The 24,686-nt window shown below is 67.0% G+C and carries 29 protein-coding genes; 24 read left to right on the forward strand and 5 right to left on the reverse strand.

Annotation, left to right across the window (positions count from 1 at the left end; all coding sequences use genetic code 11):
• Nucleotides 1–47 precede the first annotated feature (47 nt).
• The 4 genes from CH296_RS15020 to CH296_RS15035 all read left to right on the forward strand — a co-directional run bounded on the left by CH296_RS15020 (nt 48) and on the right by CH296_RS15035 (nt 2,978).
• Nucleotides 48–149, forward strand: a complete 102-nt coding sequence (locus tag CH296_RS15020; RefSeq protein ID WP_003402602.1) for a 30S ribosomal protein bS22 — start codon at nt 48–50, stop codon at nt 147–149.
• 144 nt (nt 150–293) lie between these two features.
• Nucleotides 294–1,421: an NAD-dependent epimerase/dehydratase family protein gene (locus CH296_RS15025; RefSeq protein ID WP_256980462.1), complete on the forward strand. Its 1,128-nt coding sequence runs from the start codon at nt 294–296 to the stop codon at nt 1,419–1,421.
• Nucleotides 1,418–2,467: a lysophospholipid acyltransferase family protein gene (locus CH296_RS15030; RefSeq protein WP_094629731.1), complete on the forward strand. Its 1,050-nt coding sequence runs from the start codon at nt 1,418–1,420 to the stop codon at nt 2,465–2,467. Before CH296_RS15025 ends, CH296_RS15030 begins: the two co-directional genes overlap by 4 nt.
• A 22-nt stretch (nt 2,468–2,489) precedes the next feature.
• A complete protein-coding gene (locus CH296_RS15035) occupies nt 2,490–2,978 on the forward strand; it encodes a GNAT family N-acetyltransferase (RefSeq protein ID WP_032394167.1) in 489 nt (162 codons plus the stop codon).
• Nucleotides 2,979–2,997: 19 nt separating this feature from the next.
• Here CH296_RS15035 and CH296_RS15040 read toward each other — a convergent pair whose 3' ends face one another.
• Nucleotides 2,998–3,933, reverse strand: a complete 936-nt coding sequence (locus CH296_RS15040) for an HAD family phosphatase (protein WP_045200988.1) — start codon at nt 3,931–3,933, stop codon at nt 2,998–3,000.
• 206 nt (nt 3,934–4,139) lie between these two features.
• On the opposite strand from CH296_RS15040, the gene CH296_RS15045 reads away from it, so the two are divergent.
• From CH296_RS15045 to CH296_RS15120, 16 genes are all read left to right on the forward strand, one after another.
• Nucleotides 4,140–4,421 carry a glutaredoxin family protein gene (locus CH296_RS15045; RefSeq protein WP_032393880.1) on the forward strand — a complete coding sequence of 94 codons (282 nt, stop codon included), beginning with the start codon at nt 4,140–4,142 and terminating at the stop codon, nt 4,419–4,421.
• 156 nt (nt 4,422–4,577) lie between these two features.
• Nucleotides 4,578–5,408, forward strand: a complete 831-nt coding sequence (locus CH296_RS15050) for a redox-sensing transcriptional repressor Rex (protein WP_032393881.1) — start codon at nt 4,578–4,580, stop codon at nt 5,406–5,408.
• Nucleotides 5,405–6,817 carry a glutamyl-tRNA reductase gene (locus tag CH296_RS15055; RefSeq protein ID WP_094685106.1) on the forward strand — a complete coding sequence of 471 codons (1,413 nt, stop codon included), beginning with the start codon at nt 5,405–5,407 and terminating at the stop codon, nt 6,815–6,817. Before CH296_RS15050 ends, CH296_RS15055 begins: the two co-directional genes overlap by 4 nt.
• Nucleotides 6,814–7,791: a hydroxymethylbilane synthase gene (hemC, locus tag CH296_RS15060; RefSeq protein ID WP_094685107.1), complete on the forward strand. Its 978-nt coding sequence runs from the start codon at nt 6,814–6,816 to the stop codon at nt 7,789–7,791. Before CH296_RS15055 ends, hemC begins: the two co-directional genes overlap by 4 nt.
• Nucleotides 7,792–7,950: 159 nt before the next feature.
• A complete protein-coding gene (locus CH296_RS15065; RefSeq protein ID WP_032393884.1) occupies nt 7,951–9,513 on the forward strand; it encodes a bifunctional uroporphyrinogen-III C-methyltransferase/uroporphyrinogen-III synthase in 1,563 nt (520 codons plus the stop codon).
• 49 nt (nt 9,514–9,562) lie between these two features.
• Nucleotides 9,563–10,537 (forward strand): porphobilinogen synthase, encoded by a 975-nt coding sequence (gene hemB, locus CH296_RS15070; protein WP_094629729.1) that lies wholly within the window; start codon nt 9,563–9,565, stop codon nt 10,535–10,537.
• Nucleotides 10,534–11,172, forward strand: coding sequence for a hypothetical protein (locus tag CH296_RS15075; RefSeq protein WP_094685108.1), 639 nt, complete (start codon nt 10,534–10,536; stop codon nt 11,170–11,172). Before hemB ends, CH296_RS15075 begins: the two co-directional genes overlap by 4 nt.
• A gap of 97 nt (nt 11,173–11,269) precedes the next feature.
• The gene (locus tag CH296_RS28960) at nt 11,270–11,443 is read left to right on the forward strand and encodes a hypothetical protein (protein WP_155290783.1); all 174 of its coding nucleotides are present in this window, start codon (nt 11,270–11,272) and stop codon (nt 11,441–11,443) included.
• Nucleotides 11,444–11,514: 71 nt separating this feature from the next.
• Entirely contained in the window at nt 11,515–11,955 is a 441-nt protein-coding gene (locus CH296_RS15085; RefSeq protein ID WP_094629727.1) for a hypothetical protein, read from the forward strand.
• A gap of 52 nt (nt 11,956–12,007) precedes the next feature.
• Nucleotides 12,008–12,433, forward strand: a complete 426-nt coding sequence (locus CH296_RS15090; RefSeq protein WP_045200992.1) for a hypothetical protein — start codon at nt 12,008–12,010, stop codon at nt 12,431–12,433.
• Entirely contained in the window at nt 12,430–12,681 is a 252-nt protein-coding gene (locus tag CH296_RS15095) for a hypothetical protein (RefSeq protein WP_256980464.1), read from the forward strand. The genes CH296_RS15090 and CH296_RS15095 overlap by 4 nt, the downstream gene beginning before the upstream one ends.
• Before the next feature lie 17 nt (nt 12,682–12,698).
• The gene (locus CH296_RS15100) at nt 12,699–12,980 is read left to right on the forward strand and encodes a metal-sensitive transcriptional regulator (protein WP_094685109.1); all 282 of its coding nucleotides are present in this window, start codon (nt 12,699–12,701) and stop codon (nt 12,978–12,980) included.
• Between the two features lie 20 nt (nt 12,981–13,000).
• Nucleotides 13,001–13,204, forward strand: a complete 204-nt coding sequence (locus tag CH296_RS15105) for a heavy-metal-associated domain-containing protein (protein ID WP_094646896.1) — start codon at nt 13,001–13,003, stop codon at nt 13,202–13,204.
• Between the two features lie 117 nt (nt 13,205–13,321).
• A complete protein-coding gene (locus tag CH296_RS15110; protein WP_094685226.1) occupies nt 13,322–14,497 on the forward strand; it encodes a sorbosone dehydrogenase family protein in 1,176 nt (391 codons plus the stop codon).
• 163 nt (nt 14,498–14,660) lie between these two features.
• Nucleotides 14,661–15,839, forward strand: a complete 1,179-nt coding sequence (locus tag CH296_RS15115; RefSeq protein WP_094685110.1) for a sorbosone dehydrogenase family protein — start codon at nt 14,661–14,663, stop codon at nt 15,837–15,839.
• Nucleotides 15,839–16,636, forward strand: a complete 798-nt coding sequence (locus CH296_RS15120; RefSeq protein WP_094685111.1) for a cyclase family protein — start codon at nt 15,839–15,841, stop codon at nt 16,634–16,636. The genes CH296_RS15115 and CH296_RS15120 overlap by 1 nt, the downstream gene beginning before the upstream one ends.
• A 13-nt stretch (nt 16,637–16,649) precedes the next feature.
• Here CH296_RS15120 and CH296_RS15125 read toward each other — a convergent pair whose 3' ends face one another.
• The 3 genes from CH296_RS15125 to CH296_RS15135 are packed head-to-tail and all read right to left on the reverse strand — an operon-like array spanning nt 16,650 to nt 20,257.
• The gene (locus tag CH296_RS15125; RefSeq protein ID WP_032393893.1) at nt 16,650–18,617 is read right to left on the reverse strand and encodes an acyl-CoA dehydrogenase; all 1,968 of its coding nucleotides are present in this window, start codon (nt 18,615–18,617) and stop codon (nt 16,650–16,652) included.
• Between the two features lie 43 nt (nt 18,618–18,660).
• Nucleotides 18,661–18,867 carry a hypothetical protein gene (locus CH296_RS15130; protein ID WP_045198931.1) on the reverse strand — a complete coding sequence of 69 codons (207 nt, stop codon included), beginning with the start codon at nt 18,865–18,867 and terminating at the stop codon, nt 18,661–18,663.
• 46 nt (nt 18,868–18,913) lie between these two features.
• On the reverse strand, nt 18,914–20,257 hold the full coding sequence (locus CH296_RS15135; RefSeq protein ID WP_094685112.1) for a serine hydrolase: 1,344 nt from the start codon (nt 20,255–20,257) through the stop codon (nt 18,914–18,916).
• A gap of 87 nt (nt 20,258–20,344) precedes the next feature.
• On the opposite strand from CH296_RS15135, the gene CH296_RS15140 reads away from it, so the two are divergent.
• Genes CH296_RS15140 through CH296_RS15155 form a run of 4 tightly spaced genes read left to right on the forward strand, consistent with a single transcriptional unit; the run spans nt 20,345 to nt 24,096 of the window.
• Complete coding sequence (locus CH296_RS15140) at nt 20,345–21,616, forward strand: adenosylmethionine--8-amino-7-oxononanoate transaminase (protein ID WP_373557286.1); 1,272 nt, start codon at nt 20,345–20,347, stop codon at nt 21,614–21,616.
• Between the two features lie 24 nt (nt 21,617–21,640).
• A complete protein-coding gene (locus tag CH296_RS15145; RefSeq protein WP_094685113.1) occupies nt 21,641–22,774 on the forward strand; it encodes an 8-amino-7-oxononanoate synthase in 1,134 nt (377 codons plus the stop codon).
• Nucleotides 22,771–23,469 carry a dethiobiotin synthase gene (gene bioD / locus CH296_RS15150; protein WP_094685228.1) on the forward strand — a complete coding sequence of 233 codons (699 nt, stop codon included), beginning with the start codon at nt 22,771–22,773 and terminating at the stop codon, nt 23,467–23,469. The genes CH296_RS15145 and bioD overlap by 4 nt, the downstream gene beginning before the upstream one ends.
• A 42-nt stretch (nt 23,470–23,511) precedes the next feature.
• Nucleotides 23,512–24,096, forward strand: coding sequence for a hypothetical protein (locus tag CH296_RS15155; RefSeq protein WP_094685114.1), 585 nt, complete (start codon nt 23,512–23,514; stop codon nt 24,094–24,096).
• A 46-nt stretch (nt 24,097–24,142) separates the two neighbouring features.
• Here the strand turns inward: CH296_RS15155 and CH296_RS15160 are convergent, their stop codons facing one another.
• Nucleotides 24,143–24,649, reverse strand: a complete 507-nt coding sequence (locus CH296_RS15160; RefSeq protein ID WP_032394174.1) for a pyridoxamine 5'-phosphate oxidase family protein — start codon at nt 24,647–24,649, stop codon at nt 24,143–24,145.
• Nucleotides 24,650–24,686 lie beyond the last annotated feature (37 nt).

Here is a 24,686-nt window from a genome sequence, read left to right on the forward strand (position 1 = left end):
CAAACGGCGTGCGCGAAAACGCTAGAGAAGAACGTGAGGACACCCGCATGGGTTCAGTGATCAAGAAGCGTCGCAAGCGCATGTCGAAGAAGAAGCACCGCAAGCTGCTTCGTCGTACCCGCGTGCAGCGCAGGAAACTCGGCAAATAAGCCTGCCGTCATCTGCTTCACGAAGAAGCCCGTCACCGTCGGTGGCGGGCTTCTTCCGTTCGAAGAACGGGCTTTGCTTCTCACCCACCCGGACACCTGCTGATCCAGTAGGCTTTGCAGCGGAACCGACGTTGGGGGTGCGCAGTGAGTCCGAGCGATCGTGGATCGACCGCGCCCCGAGTGGTCCTCGTCACCGGAGCGAGTCGATTCCTCGGCGGTTACCTCGTCACCAGGCTGGCCCAGAATCCGAACGTCGAGCGCGTCATCGCCGTCGACGCCGTGTCTCCGAGCAAGGATCTGCTGCGCCGGATGGGTCGCGCGGAATTCGTCCGCGCCGACATTCGTAATCCGCTGATCGGCAAAGTGATTCGCAATGCAGGCGTCGATACCGTCGTGCACGCAGCGACCGTCGCCAAGCCTCCGAAATCCGGTGGCCGCGCGACGATGAAGGACCTCAACGTCATCGGCGCGATGCAGCTGTTCGCGGTCTGCCAGAAGTCACCGACCGTCGAGAGGGTCGTACTGCGTTCGTCGTCCTCGGTGTACGGCTGCAGCGCGAAGGACCCCGTGCAATTCACCGAGGAGATGAGTGCCCGACGCCCCCCGAGCGGTGCGTACGCGCGGGACACGATCGACATCGAGGGATACCTACGTGGCCTCGGCCGTCGACGACCGGACATCGCGGTGTCGATCCTGCGCATGGCACCGCTGATCGGTCCGCGACTGAACGGCACCATCTCGCGCTACATGACCTCGCCGCTGATCCCCAGCATCGTCGGTCGCGACGCCCGCATGCAGTTGCTGCACGAAGAGGACGCCCTGGCTGCGCTCGAGCGCGCCACTCTCGGCGGGTCGGCGGGCACGTTCAACATCGGAGCCGACGGCACGATCATGCTCTCCCAGGCGATTCGCCGAGCCGGCCGCGTTCAGGTGCCGGTACCGTTCCCCCTCTTCAAGAGCGTCGGCCGCGCCCTGATGGGCGGCATGATGCGCGAGTTCACCACCGAGCAACTCGACTACTTCCACTTCGGCTGCGGACTCGACACCACCCGCATGCGGTCCGTCCTGGGATTCGGGCCGCGGTGGACCACGGTTCAGGCATTCGACGACTTCGTCCGAGGCGCAGCGCTGCGGCCGGTCATCAGAACCGAATGGGTGGACAGCGTCGAGGATCGACTGGTCTCGGCCGTCGAGACAGGCGCGTCCACGGCGCGTGCACTGGCAGCACTGCCGCGTTCCGGAGCGGTGCGTAGTTCGGGAGGGGACGGGTGAGCGAAGTGGCCAAAGTGATTCCATTGCACGGCGGCACCTCGGGACGCTCGGCCCGAGCGGCTGCGGGCTCGCGTGAGCGGCACCCCTCCGCCTACACCGATCCCCGAGAGCCGACGCCGTTGCTGGACCCGGCGCCTGCCGCCGCATCGGCCGTGACGCCGTCGATACCGGCTCCACTGCTGTCGATGATCGACGACACCAAGTCCACGATCGTCGACCAGATCTCCTCGGTCGCCGAGTTCGTACGCAGGCGGCTGGCCGGTGACTACAGCGTCGACGAGTTCGGCTACGACCCGCACTTCGCCGACGCGATCTGGCTTCCGTTGCTGCGGCCGCTGTTCGACAAGTGGTTTCGCGTCGAGGTCAAAGGCATCGAGAACATTCCGTCCGACGGCGGCGCACTGGTCGTTGCCAACCATGCAGGCGTGGTGCCCGTCGATGCGTTGATGGCGTCGGTCGCCGTGCGCGATCACCACCCGGCACACCGGCCTCTGCGAATGTTGGCCGCCGACATGGCATTCGAGATGCCCGGTGTCGGCACGATCGCCCGCAAGGCCGGGCACACGCTGGCCTGCAACCCCGACGCCGAGCGTCTGCTGCGTACCGGCGAGGTCGCCGCGGTGTTCCCCGAGGGGTTCAAGGGCATCGGCAAACCGTTCAGTGAGCGCTACAAGTTGCAGCGATTCGGCCGCGGCGGATTCGTCTCGGCTGCACTGCGGACGGGTGTGCCGATCATCCCGTGCTCCATCGTCGGCTCCGAGGAGATCTACCCCAAGATCGGCGACATCGCACCGCTGGCCCGACTGATGGGAATGCCCTACTTTCCGGTCACGCCCTTCTTCCCGCACCTCGGTCCGCTCGGTCTGATTCCGATGCCGTCCAAGTGGTACATCGAATTCGGCAAACCGATCCCCACCGACGGGTACGACTCCACCGCGTTCGAGGATCCGATGGTGCTGTTCGAGTTGACCGACCACGTCCGCGAGACCATCCAGCACACGCTGTATCGACTGCTTGCCAAGAGGCGCAACGTCTTCCTGGGTTAGACGCTCGGGTTACCCTGTGCCAGTGCATATCCGCGACACCACCGCTGCCGATCTACCCGAGATTCTCGACATACACAACGATGCGGTCGCCAACACCACCGCCATCTGGGACGAGGAACAGGTCGATCTCGCCGATCGCACGGCCTGGTTCGAGGGCCGGATCGCCGCTGGATACCCGGTCCTCACCGCAGAGGTCGACGGACGGGTGGCCGGATACGCGTCGTACGGGCAGTGGCGGGTCAAGAGCGGCTATCGGCATTCGGTGGAACACTCGGTGTACATCCACCGAGACTTCTACCGTCGCGGACTGGCCAGTGCGCTCCTGAGCGAACTGATCGAGCGGGCGCAGGCGAGCGAGGTGCACGTGCTCGTCGGGTTCATCGAATCCGAGAACACCACCTCGATCGCACTGCACGAGAAACTCGGGTTCGTCACCGTCGGGCAGATGCCGCAGGTGGGTGTGAAGTTCGGTCGCTGGCTGGACCTGACGCTGATGCAGCTCACGCTCTGACTGTCGTCACCGGGATGGATCAGGACTTGCGACGGCCGATCACCGCGGCGAGCCCACCGCCCACCGCTCCCAGGGCCAACGCCGTGGGCACTCCGATCTTGGCTGCCTTGCGTCCGGTGCGGTAGTCGCGGATCTCCCAACCCCGGTTCTTGGCCAGCTCACGCAGGTCGGTATCGGGGTTGATCGCCACGGCGGTGCCGACCAGGGAGAGCATCGGCACGTCGTTGTGGCTGTCCGAGTACGCGGTGCAGCGCTTGAGGTTGAGACCTTCGCGCACCGCCAGCGAACGCACCGCGTGCGCCTTACCGATGCCGTGCAGGATGTCGCCGACGAGACGGCCGGTGAACACCCCGTCCTTGCTCTCGGCGACCGTTCCGAGTGCCCCGGTCAAGCCGAGGCGCTTGGCGATGATCTGGGCCAGTTCGAGAGGAGTGGCCGTCACCAGCCAGACCTGCTGACCGGCGTCGAGGTGCATCTGCGCGAGAGCCCGGGTACCGGCCCAGATCTTGTCCGCGATCAACTCGTCGTAGATCTCCTCGCCGAGCCGGGTCAGCTCCGAGGTGGGACGGCCGGTGATGAACGAGAGCGCCTTCTCGCGGCCGCTGGCCACGTCCTCGCTGTTCTCCTTGCCGCTGACCCTGAATTTGACCTGCTGCCAAGCGAATTGGGCCAGATCGCCGCTGGTGAAGTACTTGCGCGCGGCCAACCCGCGAGCGAAGTGAATGATCGACGCGCCCTGCACCATCGTGTTGTCCACGTCGAAGAAGGCGGCAGCAGTCAGATCCCGCGGAACGGCCGCCTCGGATTCGATCTGCAACGCCAGGGCGGCATCGGCACTGGCCTGGCCTGCCACGTTGGCGCGGACCTCGGCGTCGGTCGGGCCGAATGGATTGCGAATCCTGCGGATGCGGCGTTTGAACTGCTTGTCCTCGCTCGGATCGTTGGTATCGACCATGTCGATATCGGGCGTGTTCTCGATCGGCAGGTCTGTTCCCCCGTCGCTCACCATGTCCACCTCCCAGTCGAGTCGCTCGCCGCAAGCCTAGTCGGGGTCGTCCGGACGACAGGCGAAGGGCAGTACTGCGCGCCCGTCGTTCGGCCCCCGAATCGGACCGGGGACTGTGACCTTCGTCTCCGCCGAGCTCGTGTCACAGTGGATTCATGCAGACGACTCCCACCGGCGTGGCTCTTCTCACCCGCGCAGGCTGCCATTCCTGCACGCACGCGTTCGAGGTGTTGAGCGAGGTGTGCCGCGAATTCGACGTGCCGGTCACCGTCGTCGACGTCGACGAGGCGGCAGCGGAATCGCCTGACCTGCGTGCGGAGTACGGGGATCGAGTGCCCGTGGTGCTCCTCGACGGCATCGAACACAGTTACTGGGAGGTAGACGTGCCGCGGTTGCGAGCCGATCTCACCCGGGCAGGGCACCCTAAGAACGTGTGATTGCTCTCGCGTGTGCAGGTGAGGGCCGGTGTGCGCAACTTTGTTCATTCGTTCACAAGCAGTTACCGTGGTGTGAACAGCGTCCGTGAAATAGACACGAACGCAGGATCAGCGTGAAGACCGGCATCGACGCCGTTCGGACGAGGAGCCCCAGACGTGACCGAAGAGCGCCCGTCGCCCAGCGGCGTAGAGCGGGTCATCCCTCAGGCTACGGTCACCCGTCTGGCGACGTACCTGCGGGTCCTCTCCATCCTCGCAGACGAGGGCGTTCTCATCGTCTCCAGTGAAGAACTGGCCACCGCAGCAGGCGTCGGATCGGCCAAACTCCGCAAGGATCTGTCCTTTCTCGGCCCCAACGGCGTTCGCGGAGTCGGCTACGACGTGGCGCGCCTGCGCGCCAAGATCGACAGCGCACTCGGACTCGATCGCGGCCATCGCGTCGTCCTGGCCGGAGTCGGCAACCTCGGACAGGCGCTGGCCGGCTACGGCGGATTCGCCCGACGCGGCTTCACGATGGTCGGACTGTTCGACAACGACCCGGCGCGCGTCGGCATCGACATCGACGGACTGACCGTCCGGCACGTCGACGAACTCGTGGTCGCCTGCCGTGAACTCGAAGCCACCATCGGCGTCATCGCCACCCCCGACGAATCCGTGCACAGCGTCGCCGAGCAACTCGTCTCCGGTGGCGTCGAATCCATCCTGAGCTTCTCGCCGATGGTTCTCGACGTCCCCGAGCATGTCGAGGTGCGGCGCGTGGACCTGGCAGTGGAGATGCAGGTGCTCTCCTTCAACAGCTCCCGCAACGTCTCGGGACCGACCGACATCGACGGTCCGGCCATCGTCACCGCCCCCCGGCCGCAGCCGGTATCGCCGCCCCCGCTCACGTCAACGGCACGCCTCGGCCGCAGTCACGGCCCGCGCATCGCCGGCAATCCAAGCCCAGTCAACAGTTCGACAAGAAACGGATCGGTGATTGCACCGTGAGTGTCCTTCTCGTCGGGATTTCGCACCGTAGCGCTCCCGTCGCAGTTCTCGAGCGTGTCGCCATCACGGACACCGATCGCCCGAAACTGACCGACAAGCTGATGGCCAGCGGAAGCATCTCCGAGGTCATGGTGGTGTCCACCTGCAACCGGGTCGAGATCTACGCCGTCGTCGACGCCTTCCACGGCGCGCTGACCGCCGTCGGCGAAGTTCTCGGCGAACACTCAGGGCTCGAGATCGCGGACCTGACCAAGCACGCGTACGTCCGCTACAGCGAGGCCGCCGTCGAGCACCTCTTCGCCGTGGCCAGTGGCCTCGACTCGATGGTCATCGGCGAGCAGCAGATCCTCGGCCAGATCCGTTCGGCCTACGCCGCCTCGGACGGCCAGCAGGCCTCGGGCCGCGTGATGCACGAACTGGCTCAGCAGGCCCTGCGCGTGGGCAAGCGCGTGCACAGCGAAACCGGAATCGACGCCGCCGGAGCCTCGGTGGTCTCGGTAGCCCTCGACCGCGCCGCCGACAAGTTCGACGGTTCCCTCGCCGGCCGCAAGGCCGTCGTCCTCGGAGCCGGAGCGATGGGCGGCCTCGCCGTCGCCCACCTCGGCCGCGCAGGCATCGGCGCGCTGACCGTGGTCAACCGCACCCGCGAGCGAGCCGACCACCTGGCCGAGAACGCCGTCTCCAACGGGATCGCAGCAACCTCGGTCGCCATCGAGGACCTGGCCGACGCAGTCGCCGAGGCCGACATCCTCCTCACCTGTACCGGAGCGGTGGGGGCCGTGGTCTCCATCGCCGACGCCCACCTCGCGCTCGCCCGCCGCGGCTCGGATCGACCGTTGGTGATCTGCGACCTCGGTCTGCCGCGCGACGTCGACGCCGCGGTGTCGGGTCTGCCGGGCGTCACCGTCTTCGACATGGAGTCCCTGCAGCGCGATCCTGCTGCCGGTGCCGCAGCCAACGACGCCTCGGCCGCCCGCGAGATCGTCTCCAGTGAACTCTCGGGTTACCTTGCCGGACAACGACTTGCCGAGGTCACCCCCACCGTCACGGCGCTGCGCCAGCGCGCTGCCGAGGTGGTCGAGGGAGAGCTGCTCCGTCTCGAATCGCGACTGCCAGGGCTCGACTCGCCGCAGCGCGACGAGGTGGCGCGCACCGTGCGCCGCGTCGTGGACAAGCTCCTGCATTCGCCCACCGTGCGGGTCAAGCAGCTCGCCAGCACACCGGGTGGAGATTCCTATGCCGCTGCGCTGCGGGAGTTGTTCGAGCTGAGCCCCGGCTCGGTCGATGCCGTCGCCACACCCATGGAGATCGGCTCGCTGGAACTGGTGGACGATTTCACCGCCAGCCGCACCGATCTACGCTCGGACGCCTACCCCGGCGGAACCACCGGTCAGGAGCGTGCCGAATGACCGCCGTCGTCAAGATCGGTACTCGCGGAAGCCTTCTCGCGACCACCCAGGCCGACACGGTTCGGGTGGCCCTCGCGGCAGCCGGAGTCGAAGCGGAACTGGTGATCGTCAAGACCGCAGGCGACCTGTCTGCTGCTCCCGTGCAGACGATCGGCGTCGGCGTCTTCACCGCGGCGCTGCGTGAGGCATTGGCCGACGGCACCGTCGACATCGCGGTGCACTCGTACAAGGATCTGCCGACCGCGGCCGACGACCGGTTCACCATCGCCGCCATCCCGGCTCGCGAGGACCCGCGCGACGCCCTGGTGGCCCGTGACGGACTGGTACTCGGTGAATTGCCCGCCGACGCGAAGGTCGGCACGTCCGCCCCGCGTCGTATCGCTCAATTGCGCGCTCTCGGACAGGGATTGGACGTTCAGCCGTTGCGCGGCAACCTCGACACGCGGATCGGGAAGGTGGCGTCGGGTGAGCTCGACGCCGTCATCGTCGCCCGCGCCGGACTGGCCCGCATCGGCCGACTGGACGTGGTCACCGAAGCACTCGACCCGGTTCAGTTGCTTCCGGCACCCGCCCAGGGTGCGCTCGCCGTCGAATGCCGCGTCGAGGACACCGATCTCGCGGCGGCCATCGCCACCCTCGACGACGCGCACTCACGTTCCGCGGTGGCAGCCGAACGCGGACTGCTCGCCGAACTCGAAGCCGGCTGCACCGCCCCGGTCGGCGCGATCGCCGAGGTCGTCGAATCCATCGACGAGGACGGCCGAATCTTCGACGAACTGTCCCTGCGAGGCTGCGTCGCCGCCATCGACGGCAGCGACACCATCCGCGCGTCGATCGTCGGATCACCCGAGCGAGCCGAGGAGCTGGGCCGGGAATTGGCCCGCGAACTGCTCGATCTCGGTGCGCGCGAACTCGTTTCGGTCACCGAACCGGCACAGGCCGATTCTCGTCTACGGGGTGGATCTCATGTCTAGGGCCATAACGGCACCCGTCCGCGGACACGCCAAACGCAAGGCGACCCGTCCCGTGGTGCGAAGAGAGTCGATCGCCACCGCTCGACTGATTCCGAAACGGGGCACCGCAACCCCGATAGAACTGCAGTACCCACACAAGACAGCACTGGAGAACAACCGATGAGCCCAGTCCGCAAGAACACCAACGGACGGATCCTGTTCGTGGGATCCGGGCCGGGTGACCCGGCTCTGCTCACGGTCCGGGCACGGGAAGTGCTCGGAGCGGCCGAGCTCGCATTCACCGATCCCGACGTCGACAAGGGCGTCACCGCCCTTGTCGGTGCCGACGTTCCGCGTGACCCGGAGACGGGCGAGAACGGTGTCGAGGTTCGTCCGGCACTCGGCGAACCGGCCGAGGTCGCCAAAACTCTTCTCGCCGAAGCCAAGAACGGCCACGACGTGGTTCGCCTGGTCTCCGGTGATCCGCTCACGACCGACTCGGTGATCGCCGAGGTCGGTGCCGTCGCACGCACGCACGTGCCGTTCGAGGTGCTCCCCGGGCTGCCCGCAGGATCGGCCGTGCCCAGTTACGCCGGAATGGCACTCGGCTCGGGTCACACCGAGGCCGACGTTCGAGGCGAGGTCGACTGGGCAGCTCTCGCCGCGGCCCCCGGCCCGTTGGTGCTGCACGCGACATCGGGTCACCTGGCCGAAACCGCCAGTGCCCTCGTCGAACACGGCCTGGCACCGCAGACACCCGCGGCCATCACCGTCCGCGGCACCACCCGTCAGCAGCGCACCGTCGAGGCCACCCTCGCCACCCTCAACGACGCCGGATCCGAGCTCGTCGGATCCCTGGTCGTCACCGTCGGCAAGGTCGTCTCGGGTCGAAACAAGATGTCCTGGTGGGAATCTCGCGCACTGTACGGCTGGACCGTGCTGGTGCCTCGCACCAAGGATCAGGCAGGGGAGATGAGCGATCGCCTCGTCACCCACGGTGCCATCCCCATCGAGGTTCCGACCATCGCCGTCGAGCCCCCGCGCAGCCCGGCCCAGATGGAACGCTCCGTCAAGGGCCTGGTCGACGGTCGCTACCAGTGGGTCGTCTTCACCTCGACCAACGCCGTTCGCGCGGTGTGGGAGAAGTTCGAGGAGTTCGGTCTGGACGCTCGCGCGTTCTCCGGCGTCAAGATCGCCTGTGTCGGTGAGGCAACCGCGGCGAAGGTGCGCTCGTTCGGCATCAACCCCGAACTCGTGCCCTCGGGTGAGCAGAGCTCGCTCGGACTGCTCGAGGACTTCCCGCCGTACGACGAGGTCTTCGACCCGGTCAACCGAGTCCTTCTGCCGCGCGCCGACATCGCCACCGAAACGCTCGCCGAGGGGCTGCGCGAACGCGGCTGGGAGATCGACGACGTCACGGCCTACCGCACCGTTCGGGCGGCACCGCCCCCCGCCGAGACCCGCGAGATGATCAAGACCGGCGGCTTCGACGCAGTGTGCTTCACGTCGAGCTCCACCGTCCGGAACCTGGTCGGCATCGCCGGAAAGCCGCACGCTCGCACCCTGGTGGCGTGCATCGGACCCAAGACCGCCGAGACGGCCGTCGAATTCGGTCTGCGCGTGGATGTGCAGCCCGAGTCGGCACAGGTCGGACCGCTGGTCGAGGCTCTCGCCGAGCACGCGGCCCGCCTGCGGGCCGAGGGCGCACTGCCCCCGCCGCGCAAGAAGTCGCGCCGCCGGTAACTCGGCCGCCGATCTCACGCTCAGCACACCCGGTCCGTAAGGAGTTCGCTTGTTCCCCACCGACCGTCCCCGACGCCTGCGCCGTACGCCGGCACTGCGTCGACTCGTGGCCGAGACCTCGCTCGAGGCACGGCATCTGGTGCTGCCGATGTTCGTGGCCGACGGCATCACCGAGCCGCGGGCCATCGGCTCGATGCCGGGAGTGTTTCAGCACACGCTGGATTCGCTCAGTGCTGCCGCCGAGGAGGCCGTCTCGGCAGGCGTCGGCGGCGTCATGCTGTTCGGCGTACCGAGGCCCGAGGACAAGGACGAAACCGGCTCGGGGGCAACCGACCCGGACGGAATCCTCAATCGAGGCCTGGCGCGGCTGAAGGCCGACCTCGGGGATTCGACGGTCATCATGGCCGATACCTGCCTGGACGAGTTCACCTCCCACGGGCACTGCGGAGTCCTGGGCGAAAACGGTTCCATCGACAACGACGCCACCCTGTTGCGGTACGTCGACATGGCCGTCGCACAGGCGGATTCCGGTGCGCACCTGCTCGGACCGAGCGGAATGATGGACGGGCAGGTCGGGGCCATCCGCGCCGGACTCGACGCTGCAGGCCACGTCGAGGTCGGTCAGCTGGCGTATTCGGCGAAGTACGCCTCGGCCTTCTACGGCCCGTTCCGCGAAGCAGTGGGGTCCTCGCTGCAGGGCGATCGCCGGACGTACCAGCAGGATGCGGCGAACCGCCGCGAGGCCACCCACGAGGTGGAACTCGATCTCGCCGAGGGTGCCGACATGGTGATGGTCAAGCCGGCGATGTCGTACCTCGACATTCTTCGCGACGTCGCCGAGATGTCACCGGTTCCGGTTGCGGCGTATCAGATCTCCGGGGAATATGCCATGATCACCGCCGCCGCTCAGAACGGGTGGATCGACCGCGACGCAGCGGTGCTGGAATCGCTCGTCGGCATTCGACGCGCCGGTGCCGATGTCGTACTGACCTATTGGGCTACCGAAGTGGCGGGCTGGTTGTGAACGAATTTCCTCCGAGCAACAACCCGGACGGCACCAACCCAGACAGCAACAGGCCGGGTAACCCACCGCCGCAGCCGGATTGGCAGCGCTGGGAGCTCGAGCACGGGTTCCCGCAGACAGGACCGGAGCTCGAGCCGACCCCGCGTCCGGCGCCCGTCGACGTCGAGACCGCACGCCACCTGTGGTGGGGAGTGGCGCTGATCGGGGCGCTCTCGGCGCTGTTCTCGGTGTGGACGCTGTTCGGGGCGCGCGAGGAATTCGCGCAGTCCCTCCTCGACGACCTCGCAGCGCAGGACGCAGCCGCCGACATGACGGTGGAGTCCACGCAGTCGATGGTGACGGTGATGCTCGTCGTCACGGTGTTCGTCGTACTCGGTTTCGGGGCGCTGTTCCTGTTCTGGGTCAAGCGGATGCGCGCAGGCAAGATGTGGGCGCGCATGCTGCTCACCATCATCGGATCGTTCACCGTGTTCACCATGATCCTCGAACTGTTCGCCATTGCGTCGAGCGCAGGAGCGATGAACATCGTGATGAGTGTGCTCGGCATCGGCCAGGGAGTGCTGGCCGCCGGGGCGATCTACCTGATGCACCGTCGGGAATCCAACGAATACTTCGTCGCTTCGGGACGGCGGTAGTTTTCAGAACTCGATAATTTCGGGCGTGTTCGGGGCTGCGGTACGGGCTGTGTGACTAGCATCACTGTCGATATCGTCTCGAGTGATCGGAACCGACATGGCAGAGCACACCCCTGCAGCAGCGAGCATCACGCAGCCGACCGCAGCACCGGCCGTCGATCGCGAGCCCTGTCCCGCCGAGAGCGGTCGCCCCGGCTGGGCCCTGCTCGGGCTGCTGCTCGCCGTCTCGGCCGCCATCGCGATCATGGCACTGGGAATTTCTGCAGGCTGAGCACGTCGCGTCGGCGCGGAAATCTCTGCCGGCCGAACGCACAGCTCACCCCCGGTGGCAGGATGTCTGGCGTGAGCGCAGACACCGACACACCGATCGTCCGGCCCCGAGTGGTTTCCGCCGCCTACTGGCTGTGGCTGACCTCCGCGGTGCTGCTGATCGTCGTGTGCATGATCGCCCTGACGCTCCCCGCCGACCAGATCCGCGCGTCGTTCACCACCGGCGGTGCGACGGACGAACAGGTCGATTCCTTCCTGACGGTCTTTCGTGGACTCGGCGTGATCTTCGGTGTGGTCGGGCTGGCCGTCGGCCTGATGTCGGGCCCGGTCCGGAGCGGAGACCGCCGGTTCCGACGCGCCCTTGTCGCGCTGTCCGGAGCCACCGCGCTGCTGCTGACCTTCGCCGCGCTGGTGTTCCCGTTCGTGCTGCTGGTGATCACCGTCGCGCTGGTGGTCGCAGCGGTCCTGGTCTACCGGCCGTCGGCACGGGAGTGGTTCATCCGTGAGCAGTGATACCCCCATCGACGAGACCGTGCTCTTCCACGAGCCCGGTGGCCGGTGGCGGATGCTGGCCTGGGGGCCGGTGTTCTGCCTCGTAGTACTCGCGGTCGAGCTCGCATCAGGACCGGTGGTCCACTGGTTCGCTCTCGCTCTCTTCTCGCTGATTCTCGTCGGTTTCACGTACGTCCAGCTCCGCGCCGCGCGGATGCACGTCAGCGTCGAACTCACCACCCGTCGGCTGCGACAGGGAACCGAGACCGTCGACCTCGACGAGATCGACGACATTCTGCCCCCAGCCGAGTACGCCGACGGCGAATACGAGCCGAAGAAGTGGGAGACCGCGCGGGTACTCGGAGAGCTGTCGGGCGTCCCGCGCAAGCGGCACGGCATCGGGCTGCGGTTGGTGGGCGGCGGACTGGTGCAGGCGTGGGCGAAGGACGACGACGGTCTGCGCGCGGCTCTCGAAACGGCGAAGCGGGAGTACCTGTGAGGAAGTCCCTCGGGTGGGCGGAGTTGGTGCTGGCTCTGCTCGCGGTGATCGGAGCGGTGGCGTGCTGGAACGCCGGGGTGCGCACCACGCAGTTTCCCGCTGTTCCGGAGGTGTCCCCGGCGTATTCGGGGACGTTCTACTCGGGGTCCTGGATCGCGCTGGCCGCTCTTGCCGCCATCGTGGCCGGACTGTTGACGGTCGACGGCGTCCGGCGACTCGTGTCCGGAGGCGCACCCCCTACCGGGTAGGGGTATCATGGGCGGACATGAGCAGCTACAGCGCCGAGCAGGACGACCTGCTGAAGCGATTGCGTCGTATCGAGGGCCAAGTGGCCGGGATATCGAGAATGGTCGCAGACGATCGCTACTGCATCGACGTTCTCACCCAGGTGTCCGCGGTGACCAAAGCTCTGCAGTCGGTGTCGTTGAAGCTGCTCGACGCCCACCTCGCTGGATGCGTGGTGGAAGCCGCGAAACACGGCGGACCCGCGGCGGACGCGAAAGTGAAAGAGGCCTCCGAGGCCATCGCGCGCCTGGTTCGTTCCTGACTCGAGAGGGAAGAGTGAAGATGCAGACGACATATTCGGTCCAGGGCATGACGTGCGAGCACTGCGCCGCATCGGTGACGGAAGAGGTATCGGAGATCTCGGGAGTCACCGGCGTCGACGTCGATGTGGATTCCGGTGCGGTCGTGGTGAGCAGCGATTCGACGCTCGACACCGCGGCGGTGGACGCCGCAGTCGCCGAAGCCGGGTATCGATTGGTGTCCTGACACACTCGGTCGGTGGTTCGGAAGTCGCGAAAACGGTGATACCGGAAAAATGGGACTCATCGAACATCGTCAGGAGCGCTCGTGAAGAAACCTGTCACCGGCGCAGCCGTCCTCGCCATGAGCGTCGCCCTGCTGGCGGCCTGTTCGGCGGACACCACCGACCAGGGCAGTAGCGCAGAGCCGAGCGAGTCGTCCGCGACCGCGTCGCAGAGCTCTTCCGACGCTGCTCCTTCCCCGGCCGCGCCTGCCGGGCCGCTACCGAACCTGTCGGTCACCACCGTGCTCGATGGCCTCGACAAACCGTGGGACGTGGTGGTCGCTCTCGATGGAACGGTGCTGACGGGGGAGCGCTCCGGCCGGTTCGTCATCCGCGACTCGGCCGGAGTCCAGCGTGAACTGAATGCGGACCTCGGCGATCTCTACGCCGCCGGTGAGACCGGACTGATGGGGATCGCACTGGCTACCGATTTCGCTGCGTCGCGAACGATCTACACCTGTCAGGGTGTGCGCGGCGACGACGGTAACCACATCGGCGTGATGTCGTGGACCGTGGACCCGCAGTGGACGGCCCTCACGCGCACAGGCACCCTCGTCGACGACATTCCCGTTGCCGACGGCGGGCGTCACGGTGGCTGCCGCATCCTGGCCCATCCCGACGGCACGCTGTACATCGGCACCGGGGACACGGCGAGCCCCACTGTTCCTCAGGATCGAAACTCACTGGGCGGCAAGGTGTTACACGTCAACACAGACGGCACCGCCGCAGCCGATGCCCCGGATCGGATCTTCACTCTCGGTCATCGCAATGTGCAGGGACTGGCGATCCGTCCCGGAACCGACCAGATCTTCGAGGTCGAGCAGGGGACGAGCCGAGACGACGAGCTGAACCTGTTGGTGCCGGGCGGCAACTACGGTTACCGCCCCGATCGACGGTCGTCGGTCTACGACGAATCGGTCCCCATGACCGACCGCGACCGGGTTCCCGGTGCCCTGCCCGCAGTGTGGAGTTCGGGTGATCCCACCATCGCCACCCCCGACGTCACGTTCACCGACGGTGAGCAGTGGGGTTCCTGGAACGGTGCGGCGGTGATCTCGAGTCAGCAGGGCGAGAAGCTCGTCTTCCTGGCACTGTCGGACGACGGAACCGAGTACGTCGCCGAGGCGGACGCACTGGAGGGCACGTACGGCAGGCTGCGGTCGCTTACCCCCTTCGGCAGCGACGGCGGCTTCCTGCTCACCACCGACAACGGCTCCGACGACCAGGTGCTGCTCGTCACCCCCGAGGTCGGCTGACCAGGGGTTGCCGCCACCACGCCTCACCGGGGATTGCCGTGGATTCGTTCTGCTGCCGGGAACCGAATCGCGTCATGAGTCGGCGGTTTGCCCGAAGAGTGTGTTTAAGATCATGTGATACCGGTCATATCGGGCCGGTCGCGGATCGTCGTCAGGAGTGTGGATGAACAAGCTGGTGTCCAGTTCCGGAGTGATAGTTGCCAGCGTCTTCCTGACGCTTGCCGGTACGACCACCGCGACGGCGCAGGCCGACCCGCTCCCCGATCTGACGGTCACCACCGTGCTCGACGGACTCGCCAAGCCGTGGGATGCGGTGGTCGCGCCGGACGGAACGGTGCTGACGGGTGAACGCTCGGGACGGTTCGTGATCCGCGACGTCGGCGGTGCCACCCGCGAACTGGCCGCGGACCTCGACGACCTGTACGCGTCCGGCGAGACGGGCCTGATGGGCATTGCCCTCGCGACGGATTTCGCCGCATCCAGAACGATCTACACGTGCCAGGGTGTGCAGGGCGGCGGTAGTGGCGGTACCGGTAGCGCCGGAACCGGAAGTGCGGGAGGCGCGAGCGATAACCACATCGCCGTGCTCTCGTGGACCGTGGATCCGGAGTGGACCGCTCTGACCCGCACCGGCACCCTCGTCGACGACATTCCCGTTGCCGACGGCGGTCGTCACGGTGGCTGCCGCATCCTGGCCCACCCCGACGGCACCCTGTACGTCGGCACCGGAGACACGGCGACTCCGACGGTTCCGCAGGATCGGAACTCGTTGGGCGGCAAGGTGCTACATATCAATGCAGACGGCACCGCCGCACCCGACGCCCCGGATCGCATCTTCACTCTGGGACATCGGAACGTGCAAGGCCTGGCGATTCGACCCGGCACCGGTCAGATCTACGAGGTGGAGCAGGGCACGACCCGAGACGACGAGATGAACCTGCTGGTGCCCGGCGGCAACTACGGCTACCGCCCCGATCGACTCCCGTTCATCTACGACGAGTCGGTACCGATGACCGATCCGACCCGCGTGCCCGGTGCACTCGCCGCCGTGTGGAGCTCGGGTAGTCCCACCATCGCCACGCCCGGTCTGACCTTCGCGAACGGCGCGGGATGGGGTTCCTGGAACGGGGCCGCGGTGATCTCGAGTCAGCAGGGCGAGAAGCTGACGTTTCTGAAGCTGTCCGAGGACGGCACGGAATACGTCGACGAGGCCGACGCCCTGGTGGGTACGTACGGTCGACTGCGCTCGCTCACCAGCTTCGGCGACGACGGCGCATTCCTCCTGACCACCGACAACGGATCGGACGACAAGGTTCTGCTGGTCACCCCCGCTGCCGACTGATGTGCGGCCCCGAGGTCATCGAGACCGTTCACCGCAGAATCGGCCGTAGGGCGCTGTTCGGATCGTTGGGGGCCGCCGCGTTGACCGTTGCGACGGCCGGGGCGGCGCGCGCCGAACCCGTAGTCGGTTCGGCGATTCCGGCGGGCCGCCTTGTCGATCTGACCCACACCCTGAGCCCGACGTTTCCGGTGTGGCCGGGCAGCGAACCGTTCACGATGCGGCCGGTCGCCGCCTACGAACTGGGCGGGTTCCTGGTGAACGAACTCTCGTACTGGGAGCACACGGGAACGCACATCGATGCCCCGGCGCACCGCATTCGGGGCGGCGCGACGGCCGACATCCTGCCCCTGGAGGATCTGATCGCCCCGCTGGTGGTGGTTGACATCTCCGCCCGGGCCGCGTCCGACCCCGAGGCCGTGGTGACGAGCGAGGACATCGCGCAGTGGGAGCGCGAGCACGGCCGGATTCCGGACCGCGCGCTGGTGGTGATGCACAGTGGCTGGCAGAACAGGCTGGCCGAACGTGCGGCCCCCGGCTTCGGCGCGGACGCGGCGCAGCTGCTGGTACGCGAGCGGGGCATCGTCGGAATCGGAGTGGACACCCTGAGCCTCGACCGGATGAACGACCGCGAATACCCGGCTCACACAGCGGTTCTCGGGGCAGGCCGATACGGAGTCGAGGCACTGGCAAATCTGGACGCGGTGCCCCCGGCAGGGGCGACGGTCGTCGTCGGCGCACCGAAGCACGCAGGCGCGACCGGCGGTCCCTGCCGGGTCTTCGCAGTGACTCCCGGCTGAACCCGGCTACGCGTCAGTGCGCGTGACTGGGGTTCGCGGCCGGCTCTTCCTCGGTTCCGGCCCCGGGCTCACCGAGCATCGCAGCACCGACCAACGCCTCGGGTACTCCGAAACCGTCGACGAGCAGTTCGGCGTGCGGACGCAGGGTGCGGCACCGCTCATTGATGGCGCGGGTGACGGCCTTGGATCGCTCGGTGGACAGGTAGCGGTGTTCGATGAACCATGCCTTGTCCGCCTCGATCACCGACAGCGCGTAGAGGTCGCAGACCTCGTCGAGCAGATCCTTGGTGGTGGAGTCCTCGCACGATTCGATGCCGGCGATGAATGCCTCGAAGATGATCCGATCGATGTGCGCGCTCGCGGCATGCAGAACGTGATCCTGCACCGCGTTGAACGCCTCGAACGGGCTGGTCTCCTTGGACTTGGACTGCAGCCGGCGGGCGACGGTGGAGAGCAGGTACTCCTCGCGATCCTCGAACATCTTGACCTGGGTGCCGCGGTTGAACAGCGAGCCCTCTTCCTCGTTGTCCTGACGCCGATCGAGGATGGTCTGCATGATCGCCTGGGCCGCAGTGCGTTTGACGACGCGGTCGCCCACCATGTCGGCGGCGAACTTGACCCATTCGACCGGGCTCATGGACTTGACGTCGTCGGCGTACGCGGTGAGCAGCTCCTTCGCGACCAGCTGCGTCAACACATGATTGTCGCCCTCGAACGTGGTGAACACGTCCGTGTCGGCCTTGAGCGAGATCAGCCGGTTCTCGGCCAGATAGCCTGCGCCGCCGCACGCTTCGCGCGCTTCCTGAATCGCGGCGGTGGCGTGCCAGGTGTTCGCCGCCTTGAGGCCGGCAGCCCTCGATTCGAGCTCGCGCTGCTCCTCGGCGTCGGGATTGTCCGAGGTCTGCAGCTCGTGCATCTTCGACACGAGCTCGTTCTGCGCGAACTGCAGGGCGTAGGACTTGGCGATGAGTGGGAACAGTCGACGCTGATGCACCAGATAGTCCATGATCAGGACCTCCTGATCGGAATCGGGCGCGGAGAACTGCCTGCGCTGCAACGCGTATCGCGTCGCGATGTCGAGGGCGACACGGGCAGCCGCCGCGGCACTGCCGCCGACCGTGACACGTCCGCGGATCAACGTGCCGAGCATCGTGAAGAACCGTCGAGACTTGTTCTCGATCGGGGAGGAGTACGTACCGTCGTCGGACACGTCGGCGTACTTGTTGAGCAGATTGTCTCGCGGGATGCGGACGTGATCGAACATCAGGCGGCCGTTGTCGACTCCGGGAAGACCGCCCTTGTACTGGCAGTCCGAGGTGGTGACACCGGGCAGGTCGTCACCGTTCTCGTCGCGCAGTGGAACGAAGAAGCAGTGCACGCCGTGGCTCTCGGGCTCCTCGCCCGGGCCTGCGGTGATGAGTTGGGCGAACACTGCGGCGACCGTCGCCGTTTCGGCGGCACCACCGATGTAGTCCTTGCGCGAGGACGGCGTGGGGGAGTTGATGACGAACTCGTCGGTCTTCGGGTCGTACGTCGCCGTGGTCTCGAGCGACTGCACGTCACTGCCGTGACCGGTCTCGGTCATGGCGAAACAGCCGAGCAGGTCGAGACTGATGATCTTGGGGACGTAGGCCTCGTGGTGGCGTTCGGTGCCGAGATTCTCGATGGCACCGCCGAACAACCCCCACTGGACGCCGGCCTTGACCATCAGCGACAGATCGCTCATCGCGAGCATCTCGATCATCGTCACCGCTGCACCGACATCACCGGTGCCGCCGTGTTCCTTCTTGAAGCCGTTGTCGGCAGCGCCTGCAGCGGCGAGAAGCTTGAGCTGTTCCATCGCCTTGGTGCGGGCGATGACGGTGTTCGGCGTGTAGTGCGGACGGAACTCGTCGCGGGCAAGCTGCCTGCGCGCCTCGTTCTTCACATCTCGCCAGCGGCCGTCCAGAGTGTTCCGAAGGTGATCCGTTGTGGTTGCCATACTCGACGGTAACCTTTTGCAGCCGCCCGTGAAGGCCGGAATCTCAGACCGGCCAGACGAATTCTTTCCACACCGCGCGGACGGTGCGCCAGAAGCCCGATTTCGCGTACGGACCGTCGTGGAACAGGGACGCGCAGTTGTCCTCCAGAGCCCTGTTCACCAGGGGGCTGAAGTCGGTGAACTCACCGACCAGGAACTCCTTGAAGCCCTCCGGCCACGCGTATTGGGCTGGTTCGTGTTGTGCCTCCACGACCGCGAGTGTAATGCAGCAGTAACACCGATGTTACAAATCCCACTCACTTCAGCAGTGCGAAAGCCTGCTGGGCGACGAGGAACGCGTAGCTGGACGGGATCGGATCGATCGCGTCGTCGGCCCGGAACTGCTCGGTGACGATCCAGTCCTGACCGGAGGCATCGGTGGCCAGGAACGCGCCCGCCAGATCGCCGGGAGCGCTGCCGCCCTTGAACCCCGAATACGGCCACAGCGCCGCGTCGAGCTGCACCCCCGGAGTGATCGCCAGGATGCGACGGTTCTCCTCGGCCGACTCACTCGTCGCCAGGTAACCCATCGCGGCACAGACGTCCTGCGCGTTGGCGAACCACTCGACCCCGTCGGCCGACGCCGGGTTGTCGACGAAGTTCTCGAAGTCGATCTCGAGCGGCCTCGCGTCCGCCTGCTCGAGCAGCTCGGCCCGGGCGTCGGGGTCGGCCTCGGACCACTCGGCTCGCATGTTCGGATTGCCGAACCCGATGACGAAGAACTGCCGAGTGTCCATCATCGGCGTCATCACCGACGGATCGTGATGACCCATGACCGAGAGCTGACGCTCGACCCGGTCGCGGCCGAGGCGATCCATCAACAGATCCGTTGCGGTGTTGTCGGACAACGAGATCATCTTCTCGGCCGCGTCGCGGACCGACACCTTCGTGCCGTCGGGCAGATTCTGCAGTTCGCCGGACGGCGCGCTCTTGGTGGCGTCGCGAACGGTGAGCTGCTCGTCCCAGCGGACGGTGCCTGCCTCGATCTCGTCGGTGAGCGCGCCGAGGACGTACAACTTGAACACCGACCCGAGGGGCAGCACCGAGTCCGCATCGGTGGAGTAGATCGACTCGCAGTCGCCGCCGTTGAGCCGTGACGCGCTGTAGGAGTAGTTCGGAGCCACCTTCGACAGTGCCGCGTCGAGATCGTCGAACGACGAGATCGTGGGCGTGTCCGGCCGGGCCAGGAAGCCGTCGAGCTTGCCGTCCGCACCGATCGACGTCGTGATCGTGGCCGGGATGCCTGCGGTGGTGAAACGCAGAACGCCGGAATCGGGACCGGCCTCGAACCCCGTGGCCACGTTCGGGGTGCCTGCGCGCAGCTGTTCGAGTGGCCCGGCGAGACCACCCAGCGGAGCGACGGCCTCGGCCAGCTCGGGTCCGGTGACGGCGTCGACCTCGGCGGGGTCGGGTGCCTCCTCGGCGTTGATCCATCGCAGGATGCGTTCGTTGAGGGCACCGACGGGGGTGGAGGTGTCGACGGCGAAGTCCGGAACGGTCGTGGTGGGCACGGGCGCTGCGGACGTGCCCCCGCAGGCGGCAAGCGTCAGCGTTGCGGCCACGACCACCCCCACGAGTCTCGTCACGGTCCGCGTCGTCATGCTGCGATGCTAATGGATTCGGACATTTCGCCACCTCGCCAGTCTCGGGACGGCCGGTCGGGTGCTGTGGCAGTGTGCTCTGGCGTGCTGACTTCCGAAGACGTCCGTCGACTCGACTCCGACCATCTCTGGCACCCCTACAGCCGGTTTCCGGCGAGTGCGACGCCGCTGGTGGTCGACAGTGCGTCGGGCGTGCGGCTGACGTTGGCCGACGGTCGGCAGCTCATCGACGGCATGAGTTCGTGGTGGGCGGCAGTGCACGGCTACCGCCATCCGGTGCTCGACGCCGCCGCGCACGATCAGCTGGGCCGGATGAGCCACGTCATGTTCGGCGGACTGACACACGCTCCGGCCGCCAGGTTGGCCGAGTTGCTGGTCGACATCACCCCCGCCGGGCTCGACAAGGTATTCCTCGCCGATTCCGGCTCGGTCTCGGTCGAGGTCGCGGTGAAGATGGCGCTGCAGTACTGGCGTGGGCGCGGCGAGAACGGCCGCACGCGGCTGTTGACCTGGCGCGGCGGGTACCACGGAGACACCTTCGCTCCGATGAGCGTGTGCGACCCGGACGGCGGGATGCACACGCTGTGGACCGATGTATTGGCGAAGCAGGTGTTCGCTCCGGCCCCGCCCGTGGAGTTCGACGCCGACTACGTCGCCGAATTCGAGAAGATACTCGGTGAACACGCGAGCGAACTGGCGGCGATCATCGTCGAGCCGATAGTGCAGGGCGCCGGTGGGATGCGGTTCCACGACCCGCGCTACCTCGTGGAACTACGCCGCCTGGCCGACGAGTACGGCCTCCTGCTGATCTTCGACGAGATCGCCACCGGCTTCGGCCGAACCGGCGAGTTGTTCGCAGCCGACCACGCCGGCGTCGCGCCCGACATCATGTGCATCGGCAAGGCGTTGACCGGCGGATATCTGACCCTGGCGGCCACGCTGTGCACCACCGAGGTGGCCGAGACGGTCTCGGGCGGCGAGGCCGGCGGCCTGATGCACGGGCCGACGTTCATGGGCAATCCGCTCGCGTGCGCGATCGCGGTGGCCTCGGTGGAACTGTTGCTCTCGCGTGACTGGCGCGCCGAGGTCGCCGCTCTGGCGTCGGGACTGGCCGCCGGCCTCGCGCCGGCCCGGTCGCTGTCGGGAGTCGCCGATGTTCGCGTTCTCGGCGGCATCGGCGTCGTCGAGATGCACAGTCCGGTGGACATGGCACGGGCCACGGCAGCGGCCGTCGACGCGGGAGTGTGGCTGCGGCCGTTCGGGCGTCTGGTGTACGCGATGCCGCCGTTCATCTGTACCGATGCGGAGGTGGCTACCATCGCCGAAGCCCTGGTGGCGGTGGCGCGCGACCATACTTGAACGGCGTTCAAGTATGGTGCTGCCATGACCGCTCTGGACTGGCTCGACGCCACCGCGCACGCCCGACGCGAGGACGGTCTCGAGCGCATCGTGATCGCCCGCACCGCCGAGGACGACATCCTCGATCTGGCGTCGAACGACTACCTCGGACTGTCCAGGCATCCGGCCGTCATCGACGGAGCCTGCGCCGCTGTGCGCCGATGGGGCGGCGGATCCACCGGATCGCGGCTGGTCACCGGGACGACGACCGCACACGAGCGCCTCGAGGAGGATCTCGCGGAGTTCGTCGGAGCCGAGGCCGGACTGGTGTTCTCCTCCGGTTACACCGCCAATCTCGGGATCGTGACGGCACTGGCGGGCCGAGACGCGCTGGTGATCTCCGATGCCGCGTCGCACGCCTCGCTCATCGATGCCTGCCGCCTGTCGCGGGCCCGGGTGGCCGTCGCTCGACATTGCGATACCGGCCACGTCGACCAGCTGTTGCGCGAGCGTCGCGAACAGCGGGCCCTCGTGGTGACCGATTCGGTGTTCAGCGCCGACGGCGATCTCGCGCCTCTGGCCGAGCTGTACGCGGTGTGCCGGAGACGGAACGCGGTGCTCGTCGTCGACGAGGCGCACGGATTGGGTGTACGCGGGGACGGTGGCAGGGGAGCCGTCCACGAAGCAGGCCTCGCCGGAGCGCCGGACCTGGTGATCACCGCAACGCTGTCCAAGGCCCTCGGATCGCAGGGTGGAGTGGTGCTCGGGCCGGCAGCGGTGCGCACGCAGGTGATGCACGGTGCACGCACGTTCGTATTCGACACCGGACTCGCACCCGCCTCCGTCGGAGCGGCGTCGGCCGCGCTGACCGTCCTGCGGGGCGAACCCGACCGGGTGCACTCGATCGGTATACGTGCAACACAACTCGCCGCCGCAGCCGGCGTCGAACCGACGACATCGGCGGTCGTTCCGGTGATCCTGGGCGACGCACAGCGGGCAGTGCGCGCGGCGGCGGACTGCCTCGAGCTCGGCGTCCGCGTCGGATGCTTCCGGCCGCCGTCGGTTCCGGCCGGCGGTTCTCGACTGCGACTGACCGCGCGCGCCGATCTCACCGACACCGACATCGATCGTGCCGCGTCGGTCCTCGCGGCGGTGTCGAATGCGGCGGTTGTGTGGTGACGGTTCTGCTGGTGACCGGAACGTCGACCGGCGTCGGCAAGACCGTGATCACCGCGGCACTCGCGGCGGCAGCGCGGGCAGGCGGGCGATCCGTCGCGGTGTGCAAGCCGGCGCAGACCGGCGTCGGAGACGGTTACCCTGACGAAGCCGATATCGATGTGGTGCAACGCCTTTCGGGCGTTCGGGGAGTGGAGCTGGCGCGGTATCCCGAGCCGCTGGCCCCGGACGTCGCGGCCCGCCGATCGGGTCGGCCGATGCTCGAACTCGACGCTGTGATCGGAGCCGTGCGCGAGCTCGACGCAGCCAACGACCTCGTGCTGGTCGAAGGCGCAGGGGGAGTGGCGGTGCGTTTGGGCGCAGGAGGGTTCACCGTGCTCGACGTCGCCGGGGCGATGTCTGCGCCGATCGTGATCGTGGCCGGTGCGGAGCTGGGAACGCTCAACCACAGTGCTCTGACCGTTGCGGCAGCGCGGGCGGCCGGCGTCGACTGCGCAGGTCTGGTGATCGGGTCGTGGCCCGCCGCACCGAGCCTGGCCGCGCGGGTCAACCTCGACGAGCTGCCGCTCGTGACGGGTGTCGGGCTCATCGCGTGTATCCCGGAGGAGGCGGGTCTGCTCCCGTTGCGCGCTTTCGAAGCCGTGGCGGTCGGTGCCTTCGGTGAGTTTGTCGAGTCTTTACTCGGGTACCCGGCATAGATCGACTGCCGGTCCGGCAGTCGAGAACATGGGAGTCCGCCAATGAGCACCACAGTATGGATCATCGTCGCAGTAGTAGTCGTACTCGTCGTCGTTGCCCTCGCCGTCGTCGTCGCACGCAAGGGTAAGGAACGTAAGAGGTTGGAAGCGAACGAGATTCGCGAAAAGGCAGCCAACGACGCAGCAATCGTCGAAGAGCGTGAACTGCTGGCGAGGGAAAGCGAGGCCAAGGCACGCTGGGCCCAGGCAGAAGCGGATGTCAAAGCAGCCGAGGCCGACAAGCTCGCGCAGCAGGCTCAGTCACATCAGGGTGTTGCGGCGAAGTCGCGCGATGAGCTGGACGCCGAATTCGCTCGCGCGAACGAACTCGATCCGGACGTCGATCACCGATCGGGTGCCAAGGCCGCACACACGGACAACGACGGCCGGTCGGACGATCACGATCGAGCGCATCGCCGCGGAGCAGACATCGGCGAGACCTTCCCCGGCCAGCACGACTCCGGGACACGAAACGCCGCTGATCGTGATGCCGCCACGCACACCAGCGCCGACCCGCGTAGTACCGGGGAGAAGGTTCGCGACACCGTCGACCCACGCACGGACAACGGACACCACCGCACGAACTGACCGGTAGAAGCTGCTGCCGTCCGGGGCGAGCCCGGCGCGATCGGTACTAGCCGGTCGAATTGTGCGGTAGTTCGAGTTCGACGACGTCGTGCTCGCCGAGGTCCGGTCGCTCGTTGGTGATCTTGGCCTTGGCGTAGGCCAACAGGTTCGAGACCTTCGACCCGGGGGTGGACCAGTACTCGGCTCCCTCAGCGGCCACGTGGATCAGGTCGACCTCGCGCGAATCGGGGTTCTTCTCGAACCACGCGGCCGCTCGGGTGTTCCACAGTTCCTCGGCCTTGGTGGTGTTGTCGACCACCGCGGCCGTACCGGACAACGACACCCAGCCCTCGCCGGACTGGAACGAGACGTTGACGGTCGGGTTCGCCGCGATGTCGCTCACCTTCCGCGAATCGTGAGCGGCGAAGAACCACAGGTCGCCGTCGAACTCGGCTTCCTGCAGCGCCATCGGGCGCGAGATGAGGTGACCGTCTCGGCCGACGGTGGTGAACATGCAGAGCCCGGCTTCGGACATCAATTCGGCGACTTTGCTGACGCCATCGGTGTTGGTCATCGGCACCGATTACCCGGCGCACTCGCCGTTCAACCAC

It is taken from the genome of Rhodococcus sp. 14-2496-1d, assembly GCF_002259365.1.
Classification (GTDB): domain Bacteria; phylum Actinomycetota; class Actinomycetes; order Mycobacteriales; family Mycobacteriaceae; genus Rhodococcoides.

Coding starts and splice junctions, on each gene's coding strand:
- CH296_RS15020 (WP_003402602.1), top strand. CDS start 48: ATGGGTTCAGTGATCAAGAAGCGTCGCAAGCGCATGTCGAAGAAGAAG.
- CH296_RS15040 (WP_045200988.1), bottom strand. CDS start 3,933: ATGGTCGATACCAACGATCCGAGCGAGGACAAGCAGTTCAAACGCCGC.
- CH296_RS15045 (WP_032393880.1), top strand. CDS start 4,140: ATGCAGACGACTCCCACCGGCGTGGCTCTTCTCACCCGCGCAGGCTGC.
- hemC (WP_094685107.1), top strand. CDS start 6,814: ATGACCGCCGTCGTCAAGATCGGTACTCGCGGAAGCCTTCTCGCGACC.
- CH296_RS15065 (WP_032393884.1), top strand. CDS start 7,951: ATGAGCCCAGTCCGCAAGAACACCAACGGACGGATCCTGTTCGTGGGA.
- CH296_RS28960 (WP_155290783.1), top strand. CDS start 11,270: ATGGCAGAGCACACCCCTGCAGCAGCGAGCATCACGCAGCCGACCGCA.
- CH296_RS15090 (WP_045200992.1), top strand. CDS start 12,008: ATGCTGGCCTGGGGGCCGGTGTTCTGCCTCGTAGTACTCGCGGTCGAG.
- CH296_RS15100 (WP_094685109.1), top strand. CDS start 12,699: ATGAGCAGCTACAGCGCCGAGCAGGACGACCTGCTGAAGCGATTGCGT.
- CH296_RS15105 (WP_094646896.1), top strand. CDS start 13,001: ATGCAGACGACATATTCGGTCCAGGGCATGACGTGCGAGCACTGCGCC.
- CH296_RS15110 (WP_094685226.1), top strand. CDS start 13,322: ATGAGCGTCGCCCTGCTGGCGGCCTGTTCGGCGGACACCACCGACCAG.
- CH296_RS15115 (WP_094685110.1), top strand. CDS start 14,661: ATGAACAAGCTGGTGTCCAGTTCCGGAGTGATAGTTGCCAGCGTCTTC.
- CH296_RS15120 (WP_094685111.1), top strand. CDS start 15,839: ATGTGCGGCCCCGAGGTCATCGAGACCGTTCACCGCAGAATCGGCCGT.
- CH296_RS15125 (WP_032393893.1), bottom strand. CDS start 18,617: ATGGCAACCACAACGGATCACCTTCGGAACACTCTGGACGGCCGCTGG.
- CH296_RS15135 (WP_094685112.1), bottom strand. CDS start 20,257: ATGACGACGCGGACCGTGACGAGACTCGTGGGGGTGGTCGTGGCCGCA.
- CH296_RS15145 (WP_094685113.1), top strand. CDS start 21,641: ATGACCGCTCTGGACTGGCTCGACGCCACCGCGCACGCCCGACGCGAG.
- CH296_RS15155 (WP_094685114.1), top strand. CDS start 23,512: ATGAGCACCACAGTATGGATCATCGTCGCAGTAGTAGTCGTACTCGTC.
- CH296_RS15160 (WP_032394174.1), bottom strand. CDS start 24,649: ATGACCAACACCGATGGCGTCAGCAAAGTCGCCGAATTGATGTCCGAA.